This window comes from Streptomyces sp. NPDC059534, from assembly GCF_042743475.1.
Taxonomy (GTDB): Bacteria; Actinomycetota; Actinomycetes; order Streptomycetales; family Streptomycetaceae; genus Streptomyces.
In genome coordinates this window covers 1-19,254 of record NZ_JBHWAQ010000053.1, presented here as the reverse complement: position 1 = coordinate 19,254, position 19,254 = coordinate 1, and the positions used below count along the sequence as shown (strand labels likewise).

The 19,254-nt window shown below is 72.0% G+C and carries 15 protein-coding genes; 9 read left to right on the top strand and 6 right to left on the bottom strand.

The features are described from left to right. Positions 1-159: 159 nt before the first annotated feature. Positions 160-423: a WhiB family transcriptional regulator gene (locus ACFVZH_RS36075; protein ID WP_015033978.1), complete on the bottom strand. Its 264-nt coding sequence runs from the start codon at positions 421-423 to the stop codon at positions 160-162. Between the two features lie 734 nt (positions 424-1,157). On the opposite strand from ACFVZH_RS36075, the gene ACFVZH_RS36070 reads away from it, so the two are divergent. From ACFVZH_RS36070 to ACFVZH_RS36060, 3 genes are read left to right on the top strand one after another with little or no spacing between them, the layout of a single operon-like run. Beyond that, positions 1,158-1,682, top strand: coding sequence for a cysteine dioxygenase (locus tag ACFVZH_RS36070; protein WP_384904219.1), 525 nt, complete (start codon positions 1,158-1,160; stop codon positions 1,680-1,682). A 13-nt stretch (positions 1,683-1,695) separates the two neighbouring features. Then, positions 1,696-2,652 (top strand): 2-phospho-L-lactate transferase, encoded by a 957-nt coding sequence (gene cofD / locus ACFVZH_RS36065; RefSeq protein WP_384904217.1) that lies wholly within the window; start codon positions 1,696-1,698, stop codon positions 2,650-2,652. Beyond that, positions 2,649-3,956 carry a coenzyme F420-0:L-glutamate ligase gene (locus ACFVZH_RS36060; RefSeq protein ID WP_384904215.1) on the top strand — a complete coding sequence of 436 codons (1,308 nt, stop codon included), beginning with the start codon at positions 2,649-2,651 and terminating at the stop codon, positions 3,954-3,956. Before cofD ends, ACFVZH_RS36060 begins: the two co-directional genes overlap by 4 nt. Before the next feature lie 154 nt (positions 3,957-4,110). Here ACFVZH_RS36060 and ACFVZH_RS36055 read toward each other — a convergent pair whose 3' ends face one another. The 3 genes from ACFVZH_RS36055 to ACFVZH_RS36045 all read right to left on the bottom strand — a co-directional run bounded on the left by ACFVZH_RS36055 (position 4,111) and on the right by ACFVZH_RS36045 (position 8,193). Then, positions 4,111-5,070, bottom strand: a complete 960-nt coding sequence (locus ACFVZH_RS36055) for a DNA-3-methyladenine glycosylase family protein (protein WP_384904213.1) — start codon at positions 5,068-5,070, stop codon at positions 4,111-4,113. 436 nt (positions 5,071-5,506) lie between these two features. Continuing rightward, complete coding sequence (locus ACFVZH_RS36050) at positions 5,507-6,589, bottom strand: sugar phosphate nucleotidyltransferase (RefSeq protein ID WP_384904212.1); 1,083 nt, start codon at positions 6,587-6,589, stop codon at positions 5,507-5,509. Positions 6,590-6,693: 104 nt separating this feature from the next. Then, positions 6,694-8,193, bottom strand: a complete 1,500-nt coding sequence (locus ACFVZH_RS36045) for an N-acetylmuramoyl-L-alanine amidase (RefSeq protein ID WP_384904210.1) — start codon at positions 8,191-8,193, stop codon at positions 6,694-6,696. Between the two features lie 136 nt (positions 8,194-8,329). Between ACFVZH_RS36045 and ACFVZH_RS36040 the strand changes: the two genes are divergently transcribed. The 4 genes from ACFVZH_RS36040 to ACFVZH_RS36025 all read left to right on the top strand — a co-directional run bounded on the left by ACFVZH_RS36040 (position 8,330) and on the right by ACFVZH_RS36025 (position 14,435). Further along, a complete protein-coding gene (locus ACFVZH_RS36040) occupies positions 8,330-9,082 on the top strand; it encodes a TIGR03089 family protein (RefSeq protein WP_384904208.1) in 753 nt (250 codons plus the stop codon). A gap of 282 nt (positions 9,083-9,364) precedes the next feature. Beyond that, positions 9,365-10,633, top strand: a complete 1,269-nt coding sequence (locus ACFVZH_RS36035) for an LCP family protein (RefSeq protein ID WP_384904206.1) — start codon at positions 9,365-9,367, stop codon at positions 10,631-10,633. 257 nt (positions 10,634-10,890) lie between these two features. Next, positions 10,891-12,615: an LCP family protein gene (locus tag ACFVZH_RS36030; protein ID WP_384904205.1), complete on the top strand. Its 1,725-nt coding sequence runs from the start codon at positions 10,891-10,893 to the stop codon at positions 12,613-12,615. Positions 12,616-12,665: 50 nt separating this feature from the next. Further along, positions 12,666-14,435, top strand: coding sequence for an LCP family protein (locus tag ACFVZH_RS36025; protein WP_384904203.1), 1,770 nt, complete (start codon positions 12,666-12,668; stop codon positions 14,433-14,435). A gap of 75 nt (positions 14,436-14,510) precedes the next feature. Here ACFVZH_RS36025 and ACFVZH_RS36020 read toward each other — a convergent pair whose 3' ends face one another. After that, positions 14,511-15,539 carry a glycosyltransferase family 2 protein gene (locus tag ACFVZH_RS36020; RefSeq protein WP_384904201.1) on the bottom strand — a complete coding sequence of 343 codons (1,029 nt, stop codon included), beginning with the start codon at positions 15,537-15,539 and terminating at the stop codon, positions 14,511-14,513. A gap of 213 nt (positions 15,540-15,752) precedes the next feature. On the opposite strand from ACFVZH_RS36020, the gene ACFVZH_RS36015 reads away from it, so the two are divergent. After that, the gene (locus tag ACFVZH_RS36015; protein ID WP_384904200.1) at positions 15,753-17,132 is read left to right on the top strand and encodes an LCP family protein; all 1,380 of its coding nucleotides are present in this window, start codon (positions 15,753-15,755) and stop codon (positions 17,130-17,132) included. Positions 17,133-17,175: 43 nt separating this feature from the next. Here ACFVZH_RS36015 and ACFVZH_RS36010 read toward each other — a convergent pair whose 3' ends face one another. Beyond that, positions 17,176-17,709 carry an acyl-CoA thioesterase gene (locus tag ACFVZH_RS36010; RefSeq protein ID WP_384904198.1) on the bottom strand — a complete coding sequence of 178 codons (534 nt, stop codon included), beginning with the start codon at positions 17,707-17,709 and terminating at the stop codon, positions 17,176-17,178. Positions 17,710-17,827: 118 nt separating this feature from the next. On the opposite strand from ACFVZH_RS36010, the gene ACFVZH_RS36005 reads away from it, so the two are divergent. Next, a complete protein-coding gene (locus ACFVZH_RS36005; RefSeq protein ID WP_384904197.1) occupies positions 17,828-19,147 on the top strand; it encodes an LCP family protein in 1,320 nt (439 codons plus the stop codon). Positions 19,148-19,254: the final 107 nt, after the last annotated feature.

The window sequence follows — 19,254 nt, the reverse complement described above, 5'->3', positions numbered from 1 at the left end:
GCGCGGAGCGGTTCGCCCCTGTGGACGGCGCTCTGTGGACAGAGCACGCAGAACGGTCCGCCGCCTGTGGACGAAGCACAGGGGGCGGACCGTTCGTGATGTCCTGGTGCGCACGCGGCGGCGCGGGGGGCCCGGACGTGGTCCGGGGCCGGGTGCCGCTCAGACGGCGGCCTTCTTCAGGCGTCGGCGCTCGCGCTCGGAGAGGCCGCCCCAGATGCCGAACCGTTCGTCGTTCTGCAGGGCGTATTCGAGGCACTCGGAGCGGACTTCGCAGGCGAGGCAGACCTTCTTGGCCTCGCGGGTCGAGCCGCCCTTCTCGGGAAAGAAGGACTCGGGGTCGGTCTGGGCGCACAGTGCGCGCTCCTGCCAGCCGAGTTCCTCGTCCGCGTCCTCGACCAGCAGTTCCTGGAACAACTCGGTCATGTGCGCCCCTCGTCTGTTCTGTGCGTCCCCGTGGTGTTGCCGTTGCGAACCCGGCCTAACGACACGAGTGAAATTACAAGTTTGTGCTCTGTGCGAGTCAAGCCGAGATCTGCTATTGGGCCCCGTATTCACTCTGCGGAACCAAGCCTATGCGGAAAGTGTTCAAATCACCAAAAAACGTGACACATGCCATCGGCCTGGCCGTGCTGCACGCCCTGCCGCGAGCGAGAGGTGACGACCCATCACGGGGAGAGGCGGCCACCCTTCACAAGGAAGGACGTCCGAAACTTGGATCTTGTTGCGATCCGGCCATGGAAGCGATCCGGATCACAGCCCGATCACGGAGTGTGACGATCGGCCGGGGCCGATCACGCGGGCGCCGCCATGTTTACGGGCGCGGTTGAAGCGCCATCTCTCCTGGTCCGCGCATGAACAAACCTTTCTCCGCGCACTGTAACCGGATGAGGTGAAACATTACCCCCAAATCGGGCATTGGGTTGACAGTCGGGTGCCCTTCCCGCCACCTTTGGTGGCATGCCAGCGACCACAGCGCCCGCCGCGACCCACGCCCGTGGGTTCCGCCGCGCTGTCCAGGCGCGCTGTTGCTGTTGTTGTTCCAGCTGTTGATGCCGTAGAGCTCCAGCTTCTTCCCCCAGCGTCACCCTGCGTCACTCGCGTCACTTCTCTCCGTGACCCCCACCGCTTCTGTTTCTGCTGAGGAACCTCCCCATCCCATGAACATGGACAGCGACCTTCAGATCGCCGGCGACATCCTCGAGGTCCCGCACCTCCTGCAGCCCGAGCGAGCCCACCCCGTCACCGTGGCGGAGTTCGCCGGCCTCGCGCGCTCCCTCGCCGACGACCGCTCCCAGTGGGCGCCGTACGTCGAGTACGACGCCACCACCCGCTGGTACCACCGGCTGCGCACCGGCCCCGGCTACGAGGTGTGGCTGCTCTCCTGGGTGCCCGGCCAGGGCAGCGGCCTCCACGACCACGGACTCTCCTCCGGCGTCCTGACCGTCCTGGAGGGCGAGTTGACGGAACGTACGGACCGGGGCGTGCGGACCCTCGGCGAGGGCGCGCAGCGCGTCTTCGCCCCCGGCTACGTCCACGAGGTCGCCAACGACTCCCTCGAACCGGCCGTGAGCCTGCACGTCTACTTCCCCGGTCTGACGGAGATGCCGATGCACGAGTCGCTCCAGGCCCAGTGCGCTCCGGCCACTCTCGCCCCGACCGCCCCAGGGGTGACCCTCGCCTGACAGACTGCCGTGCATGCGCATTGTGGTTCTGGCCGGTGGTATCGGTGGTGCTCGTTTCCTTCGCGGCCTCAAGCAGGCCGCGCCGGACGCGGAGATCACGGTCATCGGCAACACGGGTGACGACATCCATCTCTTCGGGCTGAAGGTCTGTCCCGACCTGGACACCGTGATGTACACCCTCGGTGGTGGCATCAACGAGGACCAGGGCTGGGGCCGCCTCGACGAGTCCTTCACGGTCAAGGAGGAGCTCGCCGCCTACGGCGTCGGACCCGAGTGGTTCGGCCTCGGCGACCGCGACTTCGCGACCCACATCGTCCGTACGCAGATGCTCGGCGCGGGCTACCCGCTGAGCGCGGTCACCGAGGCGCTGTGCGCCCGCTGGCAGCCCGGCGTACGCCTCCTCCCCATGTCCGACGACCGCGTCGAGACGCACGTGGCGATCGAGGTGGACGGCGAGCAGCGCGCGGTCCACTTCCAGGAGTACTGGGTGAAGCTGCGCGCCTCCGTGGACGCGCAGGCCGTCGTGCCGGTCGGCGCCGAGACCGCGAAGCCCGCACCGGGCGTGCTCGACGCGATCGCCGCGGCCGACGTGATCCTCTTCCCGCCGTCCAACCCCGTCGTCAGCGTCGGGACGATCCTGGCGGTCCCCGGCATCCGGGACGCCGTCGCCTCGGCCGGGGCGCCGGTCGTGGGCCTCTCCCCCATCGTCGGCGACGCGCCCGTGCGCGGCATGGCCGACAAGGTGCTCGCCGCCGTCGGCGTGGAGTCCACGGCCGCCGCGGTGGCCCGCCACTACGGCCCCGGGCTCGTCGACGGCTGGCTCGTGGACACCGTGGACGCGGGCGCCGTCGCGGAGGTCGAGGAGGCGGGCATCCGCTGCCGCGCCGTACCGCTGATGATGACCGACGTCGACGCGACCGCCGCGATGGCGCGGGAGGCCCTGCGACTGGCCGAGGAGGTGCGCGCGTGACCGCCGCACCCCCCGCCTACCGGGTCTGGGCGCTCACCGGGCTGCCGGAGGTCGCCGCCGGGGACGACCTGGCCAAGCTGATCGCCTCCGTGTCGCCGGAGCTCGCCGACGGCGACGTCCTCCTCGTCACCTCCAAGATCGTGAGCAAGGCCGAGGGACGGCTGGTCGCGGCAGACGACCGCGAGGAGGCCATCGACGCCGAGACCGTACGGGTCGTGGCGCGGCGCGGCCCGCTGCGGATCGTCGAGAACCGGCAGGGGCTCGTCATGGCCGCCGCCGGGGTCGACGCCTCCAACACCCCCGCCGGGACCGTGCTGTTGCTGCCCGAGGACCCCGACGCCTCGGCACGGCGCATCCGAACCGGCGTACGCGAGGCGCTCGGCGTCGACGTCGGCGTCGTCGTCACGGACACCTTCGGGCGGCCTTGGCGCGCCGGACTCACCGACGTGGCCATCGGAGCGGCCGGCGTGCGGGTCCTCGACGACCTGCGCGGCGGGACCGACGCCCACGGCAACCCGCTGAGCGCGACCGTCGTCGCCACCGCCGACGAACTCGCCGCCGCCGGAGACCTGGTGAAGGGCAAGGCCGCCGGCCTCCCGGTCGCCGTCGTCCGGGGCCTGCCGCACGTGGTGGCCGAGGACGACGAGCCGGGCGCGCGGGCCCTCGTGCGCGACGCCGCCGACGACATGTTCCGGCTCGGCACGTCGGAGGCCGTACGCGAGGCGGTGACACTGCGGCGGACCGTACGCGAGTTCACCGACGAGGCGGTCGACCCGGGAGCGGTACGGCGCGCGGTCGCCGCGGCCGTGACCGCGCCCGCCCCCCACCACACCACGCCCTGGCGGTTCGTACTCCTGGAGTCGCCGCGGTCGCGGGCGCGGCTGCTCGACGCGATGCGGGACGCCTGGATCGCCGACCTACGGCGGGACGGGAAGTCCGAGGACTCCATCGCCAAGCGGGTGAAGCGCGGGGACGTCCTGCGCAACGCCCCCTACCTGGCCGTCCCCTGCCTCGTCATGGACGGCTCCCACCACTACGGCGACCCGCGCCGCGACGCCGCCGAGCGCGAGATGTTCGTGGTCGCGGCCGGCGCGGGCGTCCAGAACTTCCTCGTGGCGCTCGCCGGCGAGCGGCTCGGCTCCGCCTGGGTGTCCTCGACGATGTTCTGCCGCGACGTCGTCCGCGAGGTCCTCGACCTCCCCGACCACTGGGACCCGCTCGGCGCCGTGGCCGTCGGACACCCCGCGGCGCCGCCGAAGGACCGGCCCGCGCGGCCGGCGGCGGAGTTCGTCGAGGTGCGGTAGGCCCCACCACCGGCGAGGGCGACCGGGGTCGGTTACCGACGTCGGTGAGCGGGGTCGGCTACCGGCGTCGGTAAGCGGGGTCGGCGTGCGGGCTCCCTGCCGGTCACCGTCGGCCTCGTCCGGGAGGCCGGTGGTGACCCCGTCGCCGGACCAGTCAGAGCGACGTGATGTCGCCCGGGGTCATCCGGGGCGCGCGGCGGGGCGGGACGCGGCCGCTGAGGAGGATCAGACGGGCGGCGCGGTGACGCTGGCCCGCGTACGGCTCCAGGAGAGCCAGCATGGCCTCGTCGTCGGCGCCGCGGTCGCCCGCCAGGGCCCAGCCGACGATGCCGGGCAGATGAACGTCGCCCGTGGTGACCTCGTCGGGAGCGCCGTTGCTGCGCTGGATCGTCTCGGCGCTCGTCCACGGACCGACGCCGGGAACCAGCTCAAGACGCCTGCGGGCGGCCGGCGGATCCATGTGCGCGGCCTCCTCCAGACGCGCCGCCACCCGGGCCGCGCGGACGATCGTGGCCGAGCGTTTGCCGTCGACGTTGGCGCGGTGCCACTCCCAGGACGGAATCTGCGTCCACGTACGCGCGTCCGGCATCGCGTACATGCCGTCGGGCGCAGGGCCGGGAGCGGGCTCCCCGTACTTCCGTACGAGGACCCGCCAGGCCCCGTACGCCTCGTGCGTCGTGACCTTCTGCTCCAGCACCGACGGGATCAGCGACTCCAGAACCAGACCGGTACGCGTCAGACGCAGGCCGGGACGGCGGCGGTGGCTCGCCAGGAGCAGCTTGTGACGGGGGACGAACGCGGCCGGGTCGTCGTCCGCCCCGAGCAGTGCCGGAAGCGTCTCCCGGAGCCAGCCGGCCCCCGGGCCCCACGCCTCCGCCTCGATCCGGCCCCCCACCGCGCCCACCCGCAACGTCCCCGGGCCGTCAGGAGTACGCGTCACCCGCCACACCGCCCCGTCGGGCGTCACCCGGAACGTCGGGTCGGCGGGACCGCGGCGCAGCGGGCCGAGCGTCAGGCCCAGGTCCAGAGGCGCGGCGTCGTCCGTCGCCGGGACCGCGATGTGGCCGCCGCGGGCTGTGGTGCGGGTGGGTTTGGGTGCGAAGCGGCCGGCCATGCGTACGAGCGTAGCGGGGTCGGCGCCCGGGGCGGGCCCGTCCCGCGAGGGTCCCGGGGGCTGCGGCCAGTGCGGGGTGTCCGGTGCCGGCGCACCACCCTCCGTGTGGGCAATCGTCCCGCAGGGCGGGACGGGTGGGCACACGGGACGGCGCCCTTGGCGGCGCCTCCGCCCCTTGTGCCTGGGCCCGCACCCGGAGCGCGATGCACAACAGGTGCGGGTTCGGGCGCGGAAGCCTAGGCCCGGCAGGGGGCGCCGTCCGTTGTGCCCACCCGTTCCGCCCCAGCGGAACGATTGCCCACAACGTGGGGGTACAGGGGGGCAGCGCCCCAGCGGAGCATTGGCCACAGCGTGGGGCAGGGGGCAGTGCCCCGGCGGGGTGCTGGGCACAACAGGGGGCAGCGCCGGGGGACGGATGTTCGGGGTGGGGTGGGGGTTATTGGTCGGAGGAGAAGCGGATGGAGCGAGGGGGGAGGGTGGTGTTGCACCAGATGCGGACGCCGTCGCGGAGCTCGTTGTCGGGGCCGACGTGGGCGCCGTCGCCGATGACGGCCCCGGCGAGGACGGTGCGGGCGCCGATGTGGGCGCCGGCGCCGACGAGGGAGTCGGTGATGACCGCGCCGGGCTCGACGACTGCACCGGCGAGGAGGGTGGAGCCGGTGACGCGGGCACCCGCGCCGACGACGGCGCCGTCGCCGACGACGGTGCCGCCGGTGAGCTTGGCGTCCGGGGCGACGCGGGCCGTCGGCAGGACCAGGCGGTCGCCGCAGCGGCCGGGGACGGCCGGGGAGGGGGCGCGGCCGAGGACGAGGTCGGCGGAGCCGCGGACGAATGCCTGCGGGGTGCCGAGGTCGAGCCAGTAGGTGGAGTCGACCATGCCCTGGAGGTGCGCGCCGGCGGCGAGGAGCTCGGGGAAGGTCTCGCGCTCGACCGAGACGGGGCGGCCGGCGGGGATGGTGTCGATGACCGAGCGACGGAAGACGTACGCGCCGGCGTTGATCTGGTCGGTGACGATCTCCTCGGGCGTCTGGGGCTTCTCCAGGAAGGCCGTGACGCGGCCGGTGTCGTCCGTGGGGACGAGTCCGAAGGCGCGCGGGTCCTCGACCCGGGTGAGGTGGAGGGAGACGTCGGCGCCGGAGGAGGAGTGGGTGGCGACGAGGGCCCCGATGTCGAGGCCGGTGAGGATGTCGCCGTTGAAGATGAGGACCGGGTCGTCGGGGCCCGAGTGGAGGCGGGAGGCGACGTTGCGTATCGCGCCGCCGGTGCCGAGCGGCTCCTCCTCGGTGACGTACTCCAGGCTGAGGCCGAGGGCGGAGCCGTCGCCGAAGTGGGGCTCGAAGACCTCGGCCAGGTAGGAGGTGGCGAGCACGATGTGCTCGACGCCGGCGGCGCGGGCGCGGGCCAGCTGGTGCGTCAGGAAGGGGACGCCCGCCGCCGGGACCATGGGCTTCGGCGTGTTGACCGTGAGGGGGCGCAGCCGTGTGCCCTTGCCACCGACCAGGAGGATCGCTTCTGTCACCTTGTCGTCTCTGCTTCCTGTTCGGGGCCCGTCGGCACGCCCGTCTCGGTCGTCCGTGCGATATGACCGGTCAGTTTATGCAGACGGTTGCCCCTATGCCCCCATCAGAGCCTCCCCTGGAGCTTCGCCGAGCTCGTGCGGGCGGTTCCGAGCTTGTTGTACAGGCGTCCGCCGGGGCATTCGGTGGCGAATCCGTCGCGGTGGCCGGCGATGGCGTTGAACCGCACGGTGCTGCCCTTCTTGTACCGGTTTCCGCCACCCGAGACGAGGTACGCGGCCCCCTTGGGGTTCACCCCGTGCAGCCCGAGCTTCCAGGCCGTCAGGCGGGCGACGGCGGTGACGACGGCGGCCGGCGGGGTGCTCTGGCTGAAGGTGCCGAGGACGGCGATGCCCATGCTGTTGGTGTTGAAGCCGAGGGTGTGGGCGCCGAGGACCGGCTTGGCCACGCCGCCGGCCCGGCCTTCGTAGATGTTTCCGCACTTGTCGACGGCGAAGTTGTAGCCGAAGTCCCGCCATCCGCTGCTCTTGACGTGGTAGCGGTAGATGCCGCGCAGGACGGAGGGGGCCTGGCTGCAGGTGTAGTTGTTGCCGGTGGCGCTGTGGTGGACGAAGGCGGCCTTGATGGTCTTGGTGTAGACGAAGCCCTTCTCGCGCAGGCTTTCGTCGGCGCCCCAGCCCTTGCGCGTGATGATCTTGGGGCGGGGTCCGATGAACGGCGCCGCGGCGAGGGCCGCGGGGGCCTGCGCCACCTGCCGCCCGGGCGCCTGCCGGACCGCGGTCTCCGTGTCCGCCTTCGACAGGGCCGGGATCCAGGTCGCGCCGAACGCCGCCAGCTGGGAGTTGACCCCACTGGCCGCCGCCTCCGCCGCGCTCAGCACGGCCTGGGCGACCGGGACGACCGGGGCGGTGGCCGTACGGTTCCGGGGAGGCGTGGCGATACGCCCCTGGGCGCGGGCGGCCGCCGCCGAGCCGACCGTCCCGTCCGTCGCGGGGCCGGTCACCTGATCCGTCGCCGCGTCCGCCGCCGGGGCCTCGCCCGGGTCGACGAGTTCGAGGCGCAGGCCGGCGGGGAGCGGTTCCTCGCCGCGTACCCGGATCTCGACGCCGTCGGAGTCGCCCACCCAGAGCGGTGCCGTGGAGCCGCGGAGCCCCCGGGTGGCGCCCTCGGCGGTGCCCGGGTCGGCTCCGTGCTCCTCGTTGTGGGTCTCGACGTCCTGCCACGGCGACCAGGCTCCGCCGCCGGCGGCCCGGGTGCGGACCTGCACGGTGCCGTGCAGCGGGGCGGCCGGGTCGTCCCAGACGACGCCGACGAGCGAGAACGGCCTGACGTCGCGCCGGGTGAGCCCCTGTTCGCCCGCGCCGGCCGGCCCGTCGCCCAGGGCCCGCGTGGAGCCGTCGAGGGGAGCCAGTGGCAGGGACTGGGTGGAGCCCGGGAGTTCGGGCGCGGGTGGCAGCGCGGCGGCCGCCGGTGGCAGCGCGGAGACCGCCCGTGGCAGCCCGAGCGCCGGGGGCACCGCGGCCGCCGCCGGGGCGGCGAGGGGGGCCGGCAGGGCGAGCACCGCCGCGCAGGTGACGGCGATCGAGGAGGCGAGTGAGGCACGCATGGGCCGATCGTGCGTATCCCCGGGCCGTTCCGCGCGCCGGGAATCCGCCGGGAAGCCGACAGGCCGTCGGGCCGACCGGTGGACGGCGTCACCGGTACGGCGGACCCGGCGGACCCGCCCGCGTACGCTGTCCGGCGTGAACGCCAGCGACCGCACCCCCGCCGACCTGCTGCGATCCGCGCTCGCCGCGGACCCGGCCCGCCCTTTGATCACTTTCTACGACGACGCCACCGGTGAGCGCGTGGAATTGTCCGTCGCCACCTTCGCCAATTGGGTGGCCAAGACGGCGAATCTGCTCCAGGGCGAACTGTCCGCCGCGCCGGGCGACCGGCTCGCGCTGCTGCTGCCGGCGCACTGGCAGAGCGCCGTCTGGCTGCTGGCCTGTTCTTCCGTGGGGGTGACCGCGGAGATCGGCGGCGACCCCGCGGACGCCGACCTCGTCGTCGCGGGGCCGGACACCCTGGAGGCGGGTCTCGCCTGTTCGGGAGAGCGGATCGCGCTCTCCCTGGCCCCGCTGGGCCGCCGGTTCCCCGCCCCGCCCGCCGGATACGCGGACTACGCGGTCGAGGTGCCGAGCCAGGGTGACCGTTTCGCCCCGTTCGCCCCCGTCGACCCGCATGCTCCGGCGCTCGTCGTCGACGGCGCGGAGCGCAGCGCCGCCCAGCTCGTCGAACAGGCGCGCACGGACGCGGCGACCCTCGGCCTCGCTCCCGGCGCCCGGCTGCTCTCGGGTCTGGGGTACGGCGACTGGAAGGGGCTCTCGACGGGCCTGTACGCGCCTCTCGCGTCCGGCGGCTCCGTGGTGCTCTGCCGGAACCTGGACCGGCTGGCCCCCGAGTCCCTCGCCAAGCGGGTGGAGAGCGAGCGGGTGACGACCACCGAGGTCTGAGCCGCGGCCACCGAACACGCCTGCGTCCCTTCCGGTCCGCAGCGGCCGAGCGGATTCGTCCCAGCGCCCGCCCGGCACGCTCCGGAACCGGCCCCCACCCCGGAAAGCGCCCGTTCGGCGTAGCACCGCGCCGAGTCCCCGGGTCCCCGCGCCGTCTCCGGTACATGATCGGCCAAGGGGATTCGACTCCTTCCGCACAACCATGCGTCGGGCTCGGCCGTCTCCCTGAACGACCGGTGGCCGCCCGTCGCGCCGCCGACGCCATGAAGGACGGACCCAGACGTGACGGACCGTGCAGGGACGCCCGCCGAACCGGACCCGGCGGCAGCGGAGGGCGCAGCGGCGCCCGGCGGTGACGCGGCGCCGGGTGCTCCGGGGGGACCCGGGGAGCCGGGAGAGCCGGGTACCCCGGGTGCTCCCGGGGAGCCGCCGCGCAAGCGGCACTGGCTGCGGTGGACGGCGCTCGGCGTCTCGGTCGTCGTGCTGGCCGCGGCCGGGGTCGGCTGGTGGTTCTACCGGAAGCTCGACGGCAACATCACCACGGACACCACGGCCGCCGACGAGCTCGCGAAGTACGAGAAGGAACGCCCGCCCGCGGGCACCACGACCGCCCGGAACATCCTCCTCATCGGCTCGGACACCCGGGCCGGCGAGGGGAACCGGAAGTACGGCAAGGACAAGGGCACCCAGCGGTCCGACACGACGATCCTGCTGCATCTGTCGGCGGGGAACGCGAGCGCGACCGCGGTCTCCCTCCCCCGCGACCTGATGGTGACGATCCCGAGCTGCCGCAAGCCCGACGGGACGCGCACCCGTGAGCAGTTCGCGCAGTTCAACTGGGCGTTCGAGTTCGGCGGTACGGCGTGCACGATCCGTACCGTCGAGAAGCTGACCGGGATCCGGGTGGACCACCACATGGTGATCGACTTCCGGGGCTTCAAGAAGATGGTGGACGCCGTGGACGGCGTGGAGATCTGCCTCAAGGAGCCGGTGAACGACGCCGACGCCCATCTGAAGCTGCCCGCGGGGCGCCAGACGCTCCACGGGGAGCAGGCGCTGGGCTTCGTACGGGCCAGGAAGTCGATCGGCAACGGCAGCGACACGGATCGGATGGACCGCCAGCAGCAGTTCCTCGGCGCGCTCGTCAACAAGGTGCAGAGCGACGGGGTGCTCCTCAACCCGACCAAGCTGTATCCGGTCCTGGACGCGGCGACGAAGGCGATCACCACCGACCCGGGGCTCGACTCGCTGCGGGACCTGTACGACCTGGCGCGCGCGATGCGGTCCGTGCCGACCGAGAAGGTGCAGTTCCTCACGGTGCCGCGGCGCTCGTACTCGTACGACGCGAACCGGGACGAACTGGTGCAGCCTGCGGCGAGTCAACTCTTCAGGCAGCTACGGGAGGACAGGCCCGTCGTGGTGGCGCCGAGCAGCGAGGACGACGGACGGAAGGCCGGCGCGGACGGCAAGCCCGACGACGCGGACGCGCCGTCGGCGTCGCCCACTCCGACGTTCACGGGACGCAACGCGGCGGAGGCCGAGTGCGCGTAGCAGAAGCCGATGGGGGCGGTGGGTAAAGGGCGGCCCAAGGGGAGGGCGGAGAGCGTTGAGGTTTGAGCAAATTGCCCGGTTGTAAGGGGCGTGGAATTTGTCACGGACGTCGCCCCACGCTGAACTGGGCGGATAGTGTGACGCGATCCGGTGCACCCCGACCGTGTGGTCGCACCCACCAAGGATCGAACGACCGAGAGAGCGGCGCCCTGTGGGGGAGGCGCCTCGCGTGGCACCGACGGAGGACTCGAGGAACCGTGGACGCGCACAGCCGTGGACGGGCGGACGAGATCGACCCCGCCGACCAGTGGGTACTCAACCCGCAGACCGGCAACTACGAACTGCGACTGGACCACTCCGCTGGGCCACAGCAGACGCCGACCGCGCCCCGTAGATCCACCGTTCCCGCACCCGCACCCGCCGACACCCCCGTCGAGGCACCCGTCCCCGGCCAGCGTCGCCGCCGGGTCTCCGAGCCCGCCGGCGACGGGCAGCAGACGCCCGCGAGCCGCCGCAAGCGCAAGCAGGGCGCGTCCCGCAAGAAGAAGGTCCTGCTGTGGACCGGCGGCACGATGGCGTTCGTCCTCGTGGGCGGCGCGACCGGCGCGTACATGCTCTACCAGAAGCTCGACGGCAACATCAACGTCGTCGAGCCGATCGGCACCGAGAGCAAGGGCTTCCGCAAGGGCGAGGCGTTCAACGTCCTGATCATCGGCACCGACAAGCGGACCGGTGAGGGCAACGCCGGCTACGGCGACAAGAACAGCCCCGGCCACGCCGACACCACGATCCTCTTCCACGTCTCCAAGGACCGGACGAACGCCACGGCGCTCTCCATCCCCCGCGACCTGATGACGGCCATTCCCGAGTGCCAGTCGAGGCAGCCCGACGGGTCGATCCTGACGATCCCCGGCCAGGACAAGGCCCGCTTCAACGTGAGCCTCGGCCAGGGCGGTCGCGACCCCGGCTGCACCATGCGCACGGTCAAGGAGCTGACCGGCCTGACCGTCGACCACTTCATGATGGTCGACTTCAACGCCGTCAAGGAGCTGACCACGGCCGTCGGCGGCGTGAAGGTCTGCGTCGAGAATCCGGTGAACGACAAGAAGTCGCACCTGAAGCTGCCGGCCGGCGAATCGACCATCGAGGGCGAGCAGGCACTGGCCTTCGTCCGTACCCGCTCCAGCTTCGGCAACAAGAGCGACCTGGACCGGATCAAGATCCAGCAGCAGTTCCTGAGTTCGATGATCCGGCAGATGAAGTCCAACGAGACGCTCACCAGCCCGACGAAGCTGTACGACCTCGCCCAGGCGGCGACGAACGCGCTCACCGTCGACAAGGGCATAGGGTCCCTCGGCAAGCTCGAGGACCTGGCGAAGGAGCTGTCCGGCATCGACACGAAGAACATCGCGTTCACGACGCTCCCCGTGATCGACAACCCGGACGAGCCGACGCCGATCACCGTGGTGCCCCACCCGACGCAGGCGGCCCAGCTCTTCGCCGTGCTGCAGTCCGACACTTCGCTCACCGTGGTGAAGAAGCAGCAGCAGGACGCGAAGAACGCCCAGGCCCAGGCCCAGGCGGCGCTCCTCAAGGGCACCCGGTCCACGGCCGCCCAGGTGCGCGTCGACGTCTACAACGGCAGCGGCATCCGGGGGGCGGCCCAGTCGACCCTCAACTGGCTGCAGAACGAAGAGGGCGTGACGCGCTCCACCAACAAGAGCAACGCCCCCGAGAAGGCGGCGAAGACCACGCTCACCTATGCACCGAACCAGGCCGATCAGGCCCGCAAACTCGCGGACATGATGGGCCTGCCCGCCACGGCACTCAAGCCGGGCACGCAGAACGCCGGGGAACGCGAGCCCATGACGCTCGTCCTCGGCGCCGACTTCAAGGGCGCGGGGGTGCCCATCACCGGACCGGCAAAGGTGCCGACGGATCTGGAGAAGGTAGCAGCTGACAAGCAGGTGTGCGCCAAGTAACCCGGAAACACCGGGACTTGACGTACTTCTGACTGACGAGGGGACCTGGGGTGGGACAGAACAGCGTGCGAGGGGAGGGAACGCGGAAACGCGTTCCGCGCGCCCGTGAACTGGGCTGGGACGACGACCTGTACGGAGCCGGGGAGGCGACCGGCGCGAGCGGGAGCGCTCCCGAGAAGGCGACGGAGGCCGACGCACCCGCGTCGACCAGGTCCTCGCGGCGGCGCGGTGACGGCGGCGGCAAGGCCGACGACCGTACGGACGCGGTCGGACGGGCCGCCGCACGGCGGCGCGCCAAGAAGACCGGCAAACGCAAGGTGCTGCGCTGGGTGGCGATCACCCTGTCGCTCCTGATACTCGGGACGGCCGGCGCCGGATACCTGTACTACCAGCACCTGAACGGCAACATCCGCGGCGGATCGCGGGCGGGCGGTGACAGCGGCGTGAAGAAGGCCGCGCCGAACGCGCTGGGCGACACCCCGCTGAACATCCTGCTGATCGGCTCCGACAGCCGGGCGGACGCCAAGAACGTGGCCCTGGGCGGCGGCAAGAACCTCCGGGAGAACAAGCCGCTGGCCGACGTGCAGATGCTGCTGCACGTCTCGGCCGACCGGAAGAACGCCTCGGTGGTCTCCATTCCGCGCGACACGGTCGTGCCCATCCCCGAGTGCAAGTCCGACGACGGCCGCGAGACCTTCCCGGCCACCACCAACCAGCCGATCAACGAGACGCTGGGACGCGGCGGTCCCGGCTGCACGCTCACCACCTGGGAGAGCCTCACCGGGGTCTACGTCGACCACTGGATCATGGTCGACTTCGCCGGTGTGGTGGCCATGGCCGACGAGGTCGGCGGCGTCCCGGTCTGCGTGAAGTCCGGTGTCAGCGACCACCCGACCAGACTGCAGCCCGGCGGTTCCGGCCTGAAGCTGCCCCAGGGGACGCACGAGGTGAAGGGCAAGCAGGCGCTCCAGTGGCTGCGCACCCGGCACGCCTTCGGCAGCGACCAGATGCGGGCCAAGGCCCAGCACATGTACATGAACGGCATGGTCGAGAAGCTCCAGAACCAGAACGCCTGGACCGACACCGGCCGCCTCATGGGCCTGGCCGAGACCGCCACCAGCGCGCTCCAGGTCTCCGACGAGATCAAATCGGTCAAGGGGCTCTTCGACCTGTCGATGCAGCTCAAGAACGTGAAGCTGGACCGCCTCACCACGGCGAACATCCCGACGGCCGAGTGGTCGCAGGACAGGAACAAGAACGTCCTCGTCCAGAAGTCGGCCGACAAGATGTTCGCGATGCTCCGCGACGACATCGCGCTCGACAAGAACGGCGATCCGGCCGGTGCGAAGCCGAAGCCGACCTCATCTGCCAAGCCGAAGGCCGTCGCCGAGGCGCCCGGTTCGCTCGGTGTGACGGTCGTGAACGGCACCGGCAGCGACGCCGAGCCGGCCGTCGAGGGCCGCGCCCGGGCCATCACCGAGATCCTCCAGGGCAAGGGCTTCTCGGGGGCCGAGTCCTCCAAGGAGGGCGGGAGCCGCGCGGACACCGTGGTCACCTACCCCAAGTCCGCCGCCGACCAGGGCAAGGCGAACGCCCAGTCCGTGGCCAAGGCGCTCGGGCTGCCCGACTCGGCCGTCCGGGCCGACGCGAAGACCGAGGGCATCACGCTCGTCGTCGGCGCCGACTGGCGCGAGGGAACGGTCTACAAGAGGCCGGCCGCCGAGGCCGGTGACATCCCGGACGGCGCGGAGGTGCTCCGGGGCGACACGAAGGACTGCATGTACATCTTCGATCCCTACAAATGGGACGGCAAGAGCTGATCCCGCTCGACCCCGCACGGCGAAGGCCGGGCCCCTCACGGGGGCCCGGCCTTCGCCGTGACGCGTACGGGACGGTCAGACGCGCTCCGTCCGCACCGCCGGACGGCGGCTCGCGATGACCTTCCGCGCGAGGGAGCGGGGGCTGGTGAGGAAGCCGTAGCCCCAGGACATGTGCATGGTGGCGAGGGCCACCGGGATCCGGAGGCGGGCCTTGAGGGGGAGGCCCTTGCCGGCGGGGACGGAGCCGGCGGCGATGGCGGCGAGGTAGCCGGCCGGGACGACGAAGCCGAGGGGGGTCAGGACGGCGCCCACCACGAGACCCGCGGCGATGGCGCAGACGGCGGTCGGCGGGGCCAGGTAGCGGAGGTTGATGGAGCCCTGGTGGTAGCGGGCCACCACGTGGCGCCAGCGGCCGTAGTCCTTGTACTGCTTGGCGAGGGCCTTCACGGAGGGCCTCGGGCGGTACTGGACGCGGAGCTCGGGCGAGAACCAGATCAGGCCGCCGGCCTCGCGGATGCGGAAGTTCAGCTCCCAGTCCTGGGCGCGGATGAACTCCACGTTGTACCCGCCCTGCTGCTCCAGCGCCTCACGCCGGAAGACACCCAGGTACACGGTCTCCGCCGGGCCCGCCTCGCCGCCGGTGTGGAAGGCGGCGTTGCCGACGCCGATCTTCGAGGTCATCGCGGCGGCGACCGCGTCCTCCCAGGCGTTCTCGCCCTCGGCGTGCATCACACCGCCGACGTTCTGCGCGCCGGTCTCCTCCAGGAGCCGGACGGCGGTGGCGATGTAGTTCGGGGAGAGCATGCCGTGGCCGTCCACGCGCACCACGATCGGGTGGTGCGATGCCTGGATCGCCGCGTTGAGGGCGGCGGGGGTACGGCCGGTGGGGTTCGGCACCGTGTGGACGCGGCGCTGGTCCGATGCGGTTTCGCGGACGAGTTCGGCGGCGATCTCGTCCGTGCGGTCCGTGGACGGACCGAGGGCGATCACCACCTCCATCTCGCCGTCGTACTCCTGCTCCAGGATGTGACGAACCGAGGTGCGCAGATACCGCTCCTCGTTGAGGACCGGCATGATCACGGAGACGGGGGGCGTGGCGTTCATTGCCCGCCACGTTACCGCGAATGGGGGACAGCGGTGCGCGCCGAGCGGGTGGTGGGCCCTGGCGCTGATCGTATGGGCCTACCGTGCTCACGGTTCCCCCTGTCGCACCCGCGGAGGTGTCCGTCCGTGCCCACACCGCCCCGCACGCCCCGTCCCCGGCCCAGCGCCCGTCCCGTACCGGTCCGCCGGCGGCGGAGGCGCCCCCGGTGGGGGATGCGGATGGCGACGGCGCTGTCCGTGACGGTCCTCGCCGCGGGCGGCATCGGGCACGCCGTGGTGACCGGCCTGGACACCGGGATCACCCGGGTCGACCCCTTCAAGGACATGAAGAACCGGCCGCAGGCCGGGCACGGGATGAACGTCCTGGTCGTCGGCACCGACGGCCGCGACCGGATCACCCCGGAGGAGAAGGCGAAGTACCGGCTCGGCGGCGCGCCCTGCCACTGCACCGACACGGTGATGCTCGTCCACATCTCCGAGGACCGGGAGCGGGCCAGTGTGGTGAGCCTGCCCCGCGACTCGTACGCCGAGATGCCCGAGCACACCGACCTGACCAGCGGCAGGAAGCACCACGCGCACCCGGTGAAGCTGAACGCGGCCTACGCGGAGGGCGGGCCCGGACTGACCGTGCGGACCGTGGAGTCGATGACCGGGGTGAAGATCGACCACTACCTGGAGGTCGACTTCACCAGCTTCATGCGGACCGTGGACGCGATCGGCGGGGTGCAGATCTGTACGACCCGGGCCGTGAAGGACAGGTACACCGGGCTCGACCTCACCGCCGGCACCCATGAGCTCGACGGCGGGCAGGCCCTTCAGTACGTGCGCTCCCGGCACATCGACGGCGCCGCCGACATCGGGCGCATGCAGCGCCAGCAGCGCTTCCTGGCGGCGCTCATCGAGCGGACGACCAGCGGCGGGGTGCTGCTCAACCCGGTGCGGTTCCGCGAGGTCGCCACGACGATGCTGAGCTCCGTGCGGGCCGACGAGGACTTCGGTACGGATCAGCTGCTGGCCCTCGCCAAGGCCATGCACGGCTTCACCCCGGCGTCGTCGGAGTTCGTCTCCGTGCCGATCGGGGACATGAGCTTCCCCGTGAAGGGGATCGGGTCGACGGTGAAGTGGGACGCGGCGAAGGCCCAGAGGCTCTTCCAGGCGCTGCGCGACGACCGGCCGCTCGCCCCGCAGAAGGAGGCCGGCTCGTCGAAGGCCCCGAAGGACGTCGTCGTGGACGTGGCGCCGCGCGCCGTCCGCGTCCAGGTCTACAACGGGACGCGGACGGACGGGCTCGGCCGGAAGGTCGACGACGCGCTGCGCGCCACCGGCTTCGACACCACCCGGTCCCCGATGACCGGGGCCGGGCAGGAGCAGGCCCGCACCGTCGTCGAGTACGACCCCCGCTGGGACCGCTCGGCGAAGTCCCTCGCGGCGGCGCTTCCGGGGGCGCGGCTGCGGCCGGTCGCCGGGCGCGGCGGGACGCTGCGGGTGACGGTGGGCGCCGACTACCGCGGCGTACGCGGGGTTCGGGCGGAGGACGCGGGGCGGGGCGGCCCGTTCGAGGCGGTCACGGGCGACCGGGTGGTGTGCCCGTAGCCGTGGCCGCGCGTCATCGCTTCGGCCGCCGCCAGGGCGCCCGTCAGTCCTCGTAGCCCTCGGCCGCGCGGCGTTCGCGGAGTTCCTTGATGGCCTGGCGGCGGGCGAGGCGGTGGGTGCGGCGGATCTGGGCTTCCTGGTTGCGGCGCTTGTCCTGTTCGGTCTCGGGCATGACCTGGGGGACGCGGCGGGGCTTGCCGTCGGCGTCGACGGCGGCGAAGACGAGGTAGGCGGAGCCGACCTGGGTGGCGGGCGTGGATTCGTTCCAGCGCTCGGCCATGACCCGGACGCCGACCTCCATGGAGGACCGGCCGGTCCAGTTGACCTGGGCCTTCACATGCAGCAGGTCGCCGACCCTGACGGGCTCCAGGAAGGCCATCTCGTCCATGGAGGCGGTCACGGCGGGACCGCCCGAGTGCCGGCCCGCGACGGCTCCGGCCGCGTCGTCCACCAGCTTCATGATCACGCCGCCGTGCACCGTCCCGAGGAGGTTGGTGTCGTGGCTGGTCATGATGTGGCTGAGGGTGGTGCGGGAGGCTGAGGTGGGCTTGCCCGGGATATCGCCCTGTTCTGTCATGCCCTCCACCATATGCCGGGTCTCGCCCCTGTCCGGTTTGCATCAGCTTGGCAACAGCACCGGTCCGATGTTCCACCCGGCCTGTCGCCGGGAAAGCCCGGACCGGCACACTGTCCGCATGAATGACTGGTCCGAAGACGGCGGCCGCGGCCGCGGCGGCGCGAACTCCCAGCCCGAGGGCGCTCGCCGGATGAGCCATGTGCGGCGCCCGCAGGTTCCGCAGCAGCCGCCCCGGTACGACCAGGGCCACCCGCAGCAGGGCCAGGGGTACGGCCAGGGCTATGACCAAGGTCACGGCCAGGAGTACCGCCCCGACTTCACGCAGGCCCGGGGCGAGGGCTACGACTCCGGTTACAGCACCGGCCAGGTCTACGGCGGCCCCCAGGGCGGGGCCCAGGGCGGCGGCCGGGGCACCCCGCCCCCGCCGTACACGCCCCAGGGGCCCGGTCGGCCCGCGCCGGACTGGCGCAAGCGCGCCAAGATCGGTTCGATCGTGCTGGTCGTCGGCGTCCTCGCCTGGGGCATCGGCACCTATGCCTGGGCCAGCTCGCAGATCCGCAACGAGGTCGACCTCTCCAAGGTCATCGAGCGGCCGTCGGAGGGCGACTGCACGACGTACCTGATCGTCGGTTCCGACAGCCGTGAGGGCATGACGGCCGAGGAGAAGAAGAAGCTGCACACCGGCTCCGCCGAGGGCAAGCGGACCGACTCGATGATGATCCTCGCGGCCTGCTCCAGCGGGAACACGATGGTCTCGCTGCCCCGTGACTCCTGGGTGACGATCCCGAGCTTCGTCGGTTCCGAGTCGGGCAAGTCGTACCCGGCGCGCGGCGGCTCCAAGCTGAACGCCGCCTACGCGATGGACGGCCCCGAACTGCTCGTGCGGACCGTGGAGTTCAACACCGGGCTGCGCATCGACCACTACGCGGAGATCGGCTTCGCCGGCTTCGCGAACATCGTGGACGCGCTCGGCGGGGTCGAGCTGAACATCGACAAGGGCTTCAAGGACAAGAAGTCCGGCGCCGACTTCCAGGCGGGCAAGCAGACCCTCAACGGCGAGCAGGCGCTGGCGTTCGTCCGGACCCGGTACGCCTTCGCCCAGTCGGACCTCCAGCGGACCAAGAACCAGCAGAAGTTCCTCTCCGCCCTGGCCAACCAGGCGGCGACACCGGGCACGATCCTCAACCCGTTCGCGCTGTACCCGACGCTCGGCGCGGGCCTGGACACGCTGATCGTGGACAAGGACATGTCGCTGTACGACCTCGGGAAGATGTTCTTCGCGATGAAGGGCATCAACAGCGGCGACGGCAAGTCCATGAACATGCCGCTCGCGGGCAGCGCACCGCAGAACTCCCTGAAGTGGGACATGCCGAAGGTGAAGCAGCTGGTCGAGCAGATCAGGAACGACGAGAAGGTCACCGTCGAGTCGAACCGCTGACCCGGCAGACGTACGCAGAGGGCGCCCTCCCGGCCGGGGGGGGGGCCCGGGGTGGGGGCCGCGGGGGGGCCGGGCCGCGGGGGCGGCCGCGGGGGGGGGGGGGGAAG

Bases quoted from the DNA above. Each gene is read 5' to 3' on its own strand.
- ACFVZH_RS36075 (WP_015033978.1), bottom strand. From the start codon at position 423: ATGACCGAGTTGTTCCAGGAACTGCTGGTCGAGGACGCGGACGAGGAA.
- ACFVZH_RS36070 (WP_384904219.1), top strand. From the start codon at position 1,158: ATGAACATGGACAGCGACCTTCAGATCGCCGGCGACATCCTCGAGGTC.
- cofD (WP_384904217.1), top strand. From the start codon at position 1,696: ATGCGCATTGTGGTTCTGGCCGGTGGTATCGGTGGTGCTCGTTTCCTT.
- ACFVZH_RS36055 (WP_384904213.1), bottom strand. From the start codon at position 5,070: ATGGCCGGCCGCTTCGCACCCAAACCCACCCGCACCACAGCCCGCGGC.
- ACFVZH_RS36045 (WP_384904210.1), bottom strand. From the start codon at position 8,193: ATGCGTGCCTCACTCGCCTCCTCGATCGCCGTCACCTGCGCGGCGGTG.
- ACFVZH_RS36020 (WP_384904201.1), bottom strand. From the start codon at position 15,539: ATGAACGCCACGCCCCCCGTCTCCGTGATCATGCCGGTCCTCAACGAG.
- ACFVZH_RS36015 (WP_384904200.1), top strand. From the start codon at position 15,753: ATGCGGATGGCGACGGCGCTGTCCGTGACGGTCCTCGCCGCGGGCGGC.
- ACFVZH_RS36010 (WP_384904198.1), bottom strand. From the start codon at position 17,709: ATGACAGAACAGGGCGATATCCCGGGCAAGCCCACCTCAGCCTCCCGC.
- ACFVZH_RS36005 (WP_384904197.1), top strand. From the start codon at position 17,828: ATGAATGACTGGTCCGAAGACGGCGGCCGCGGCCGCGGCGGCGCGAAC.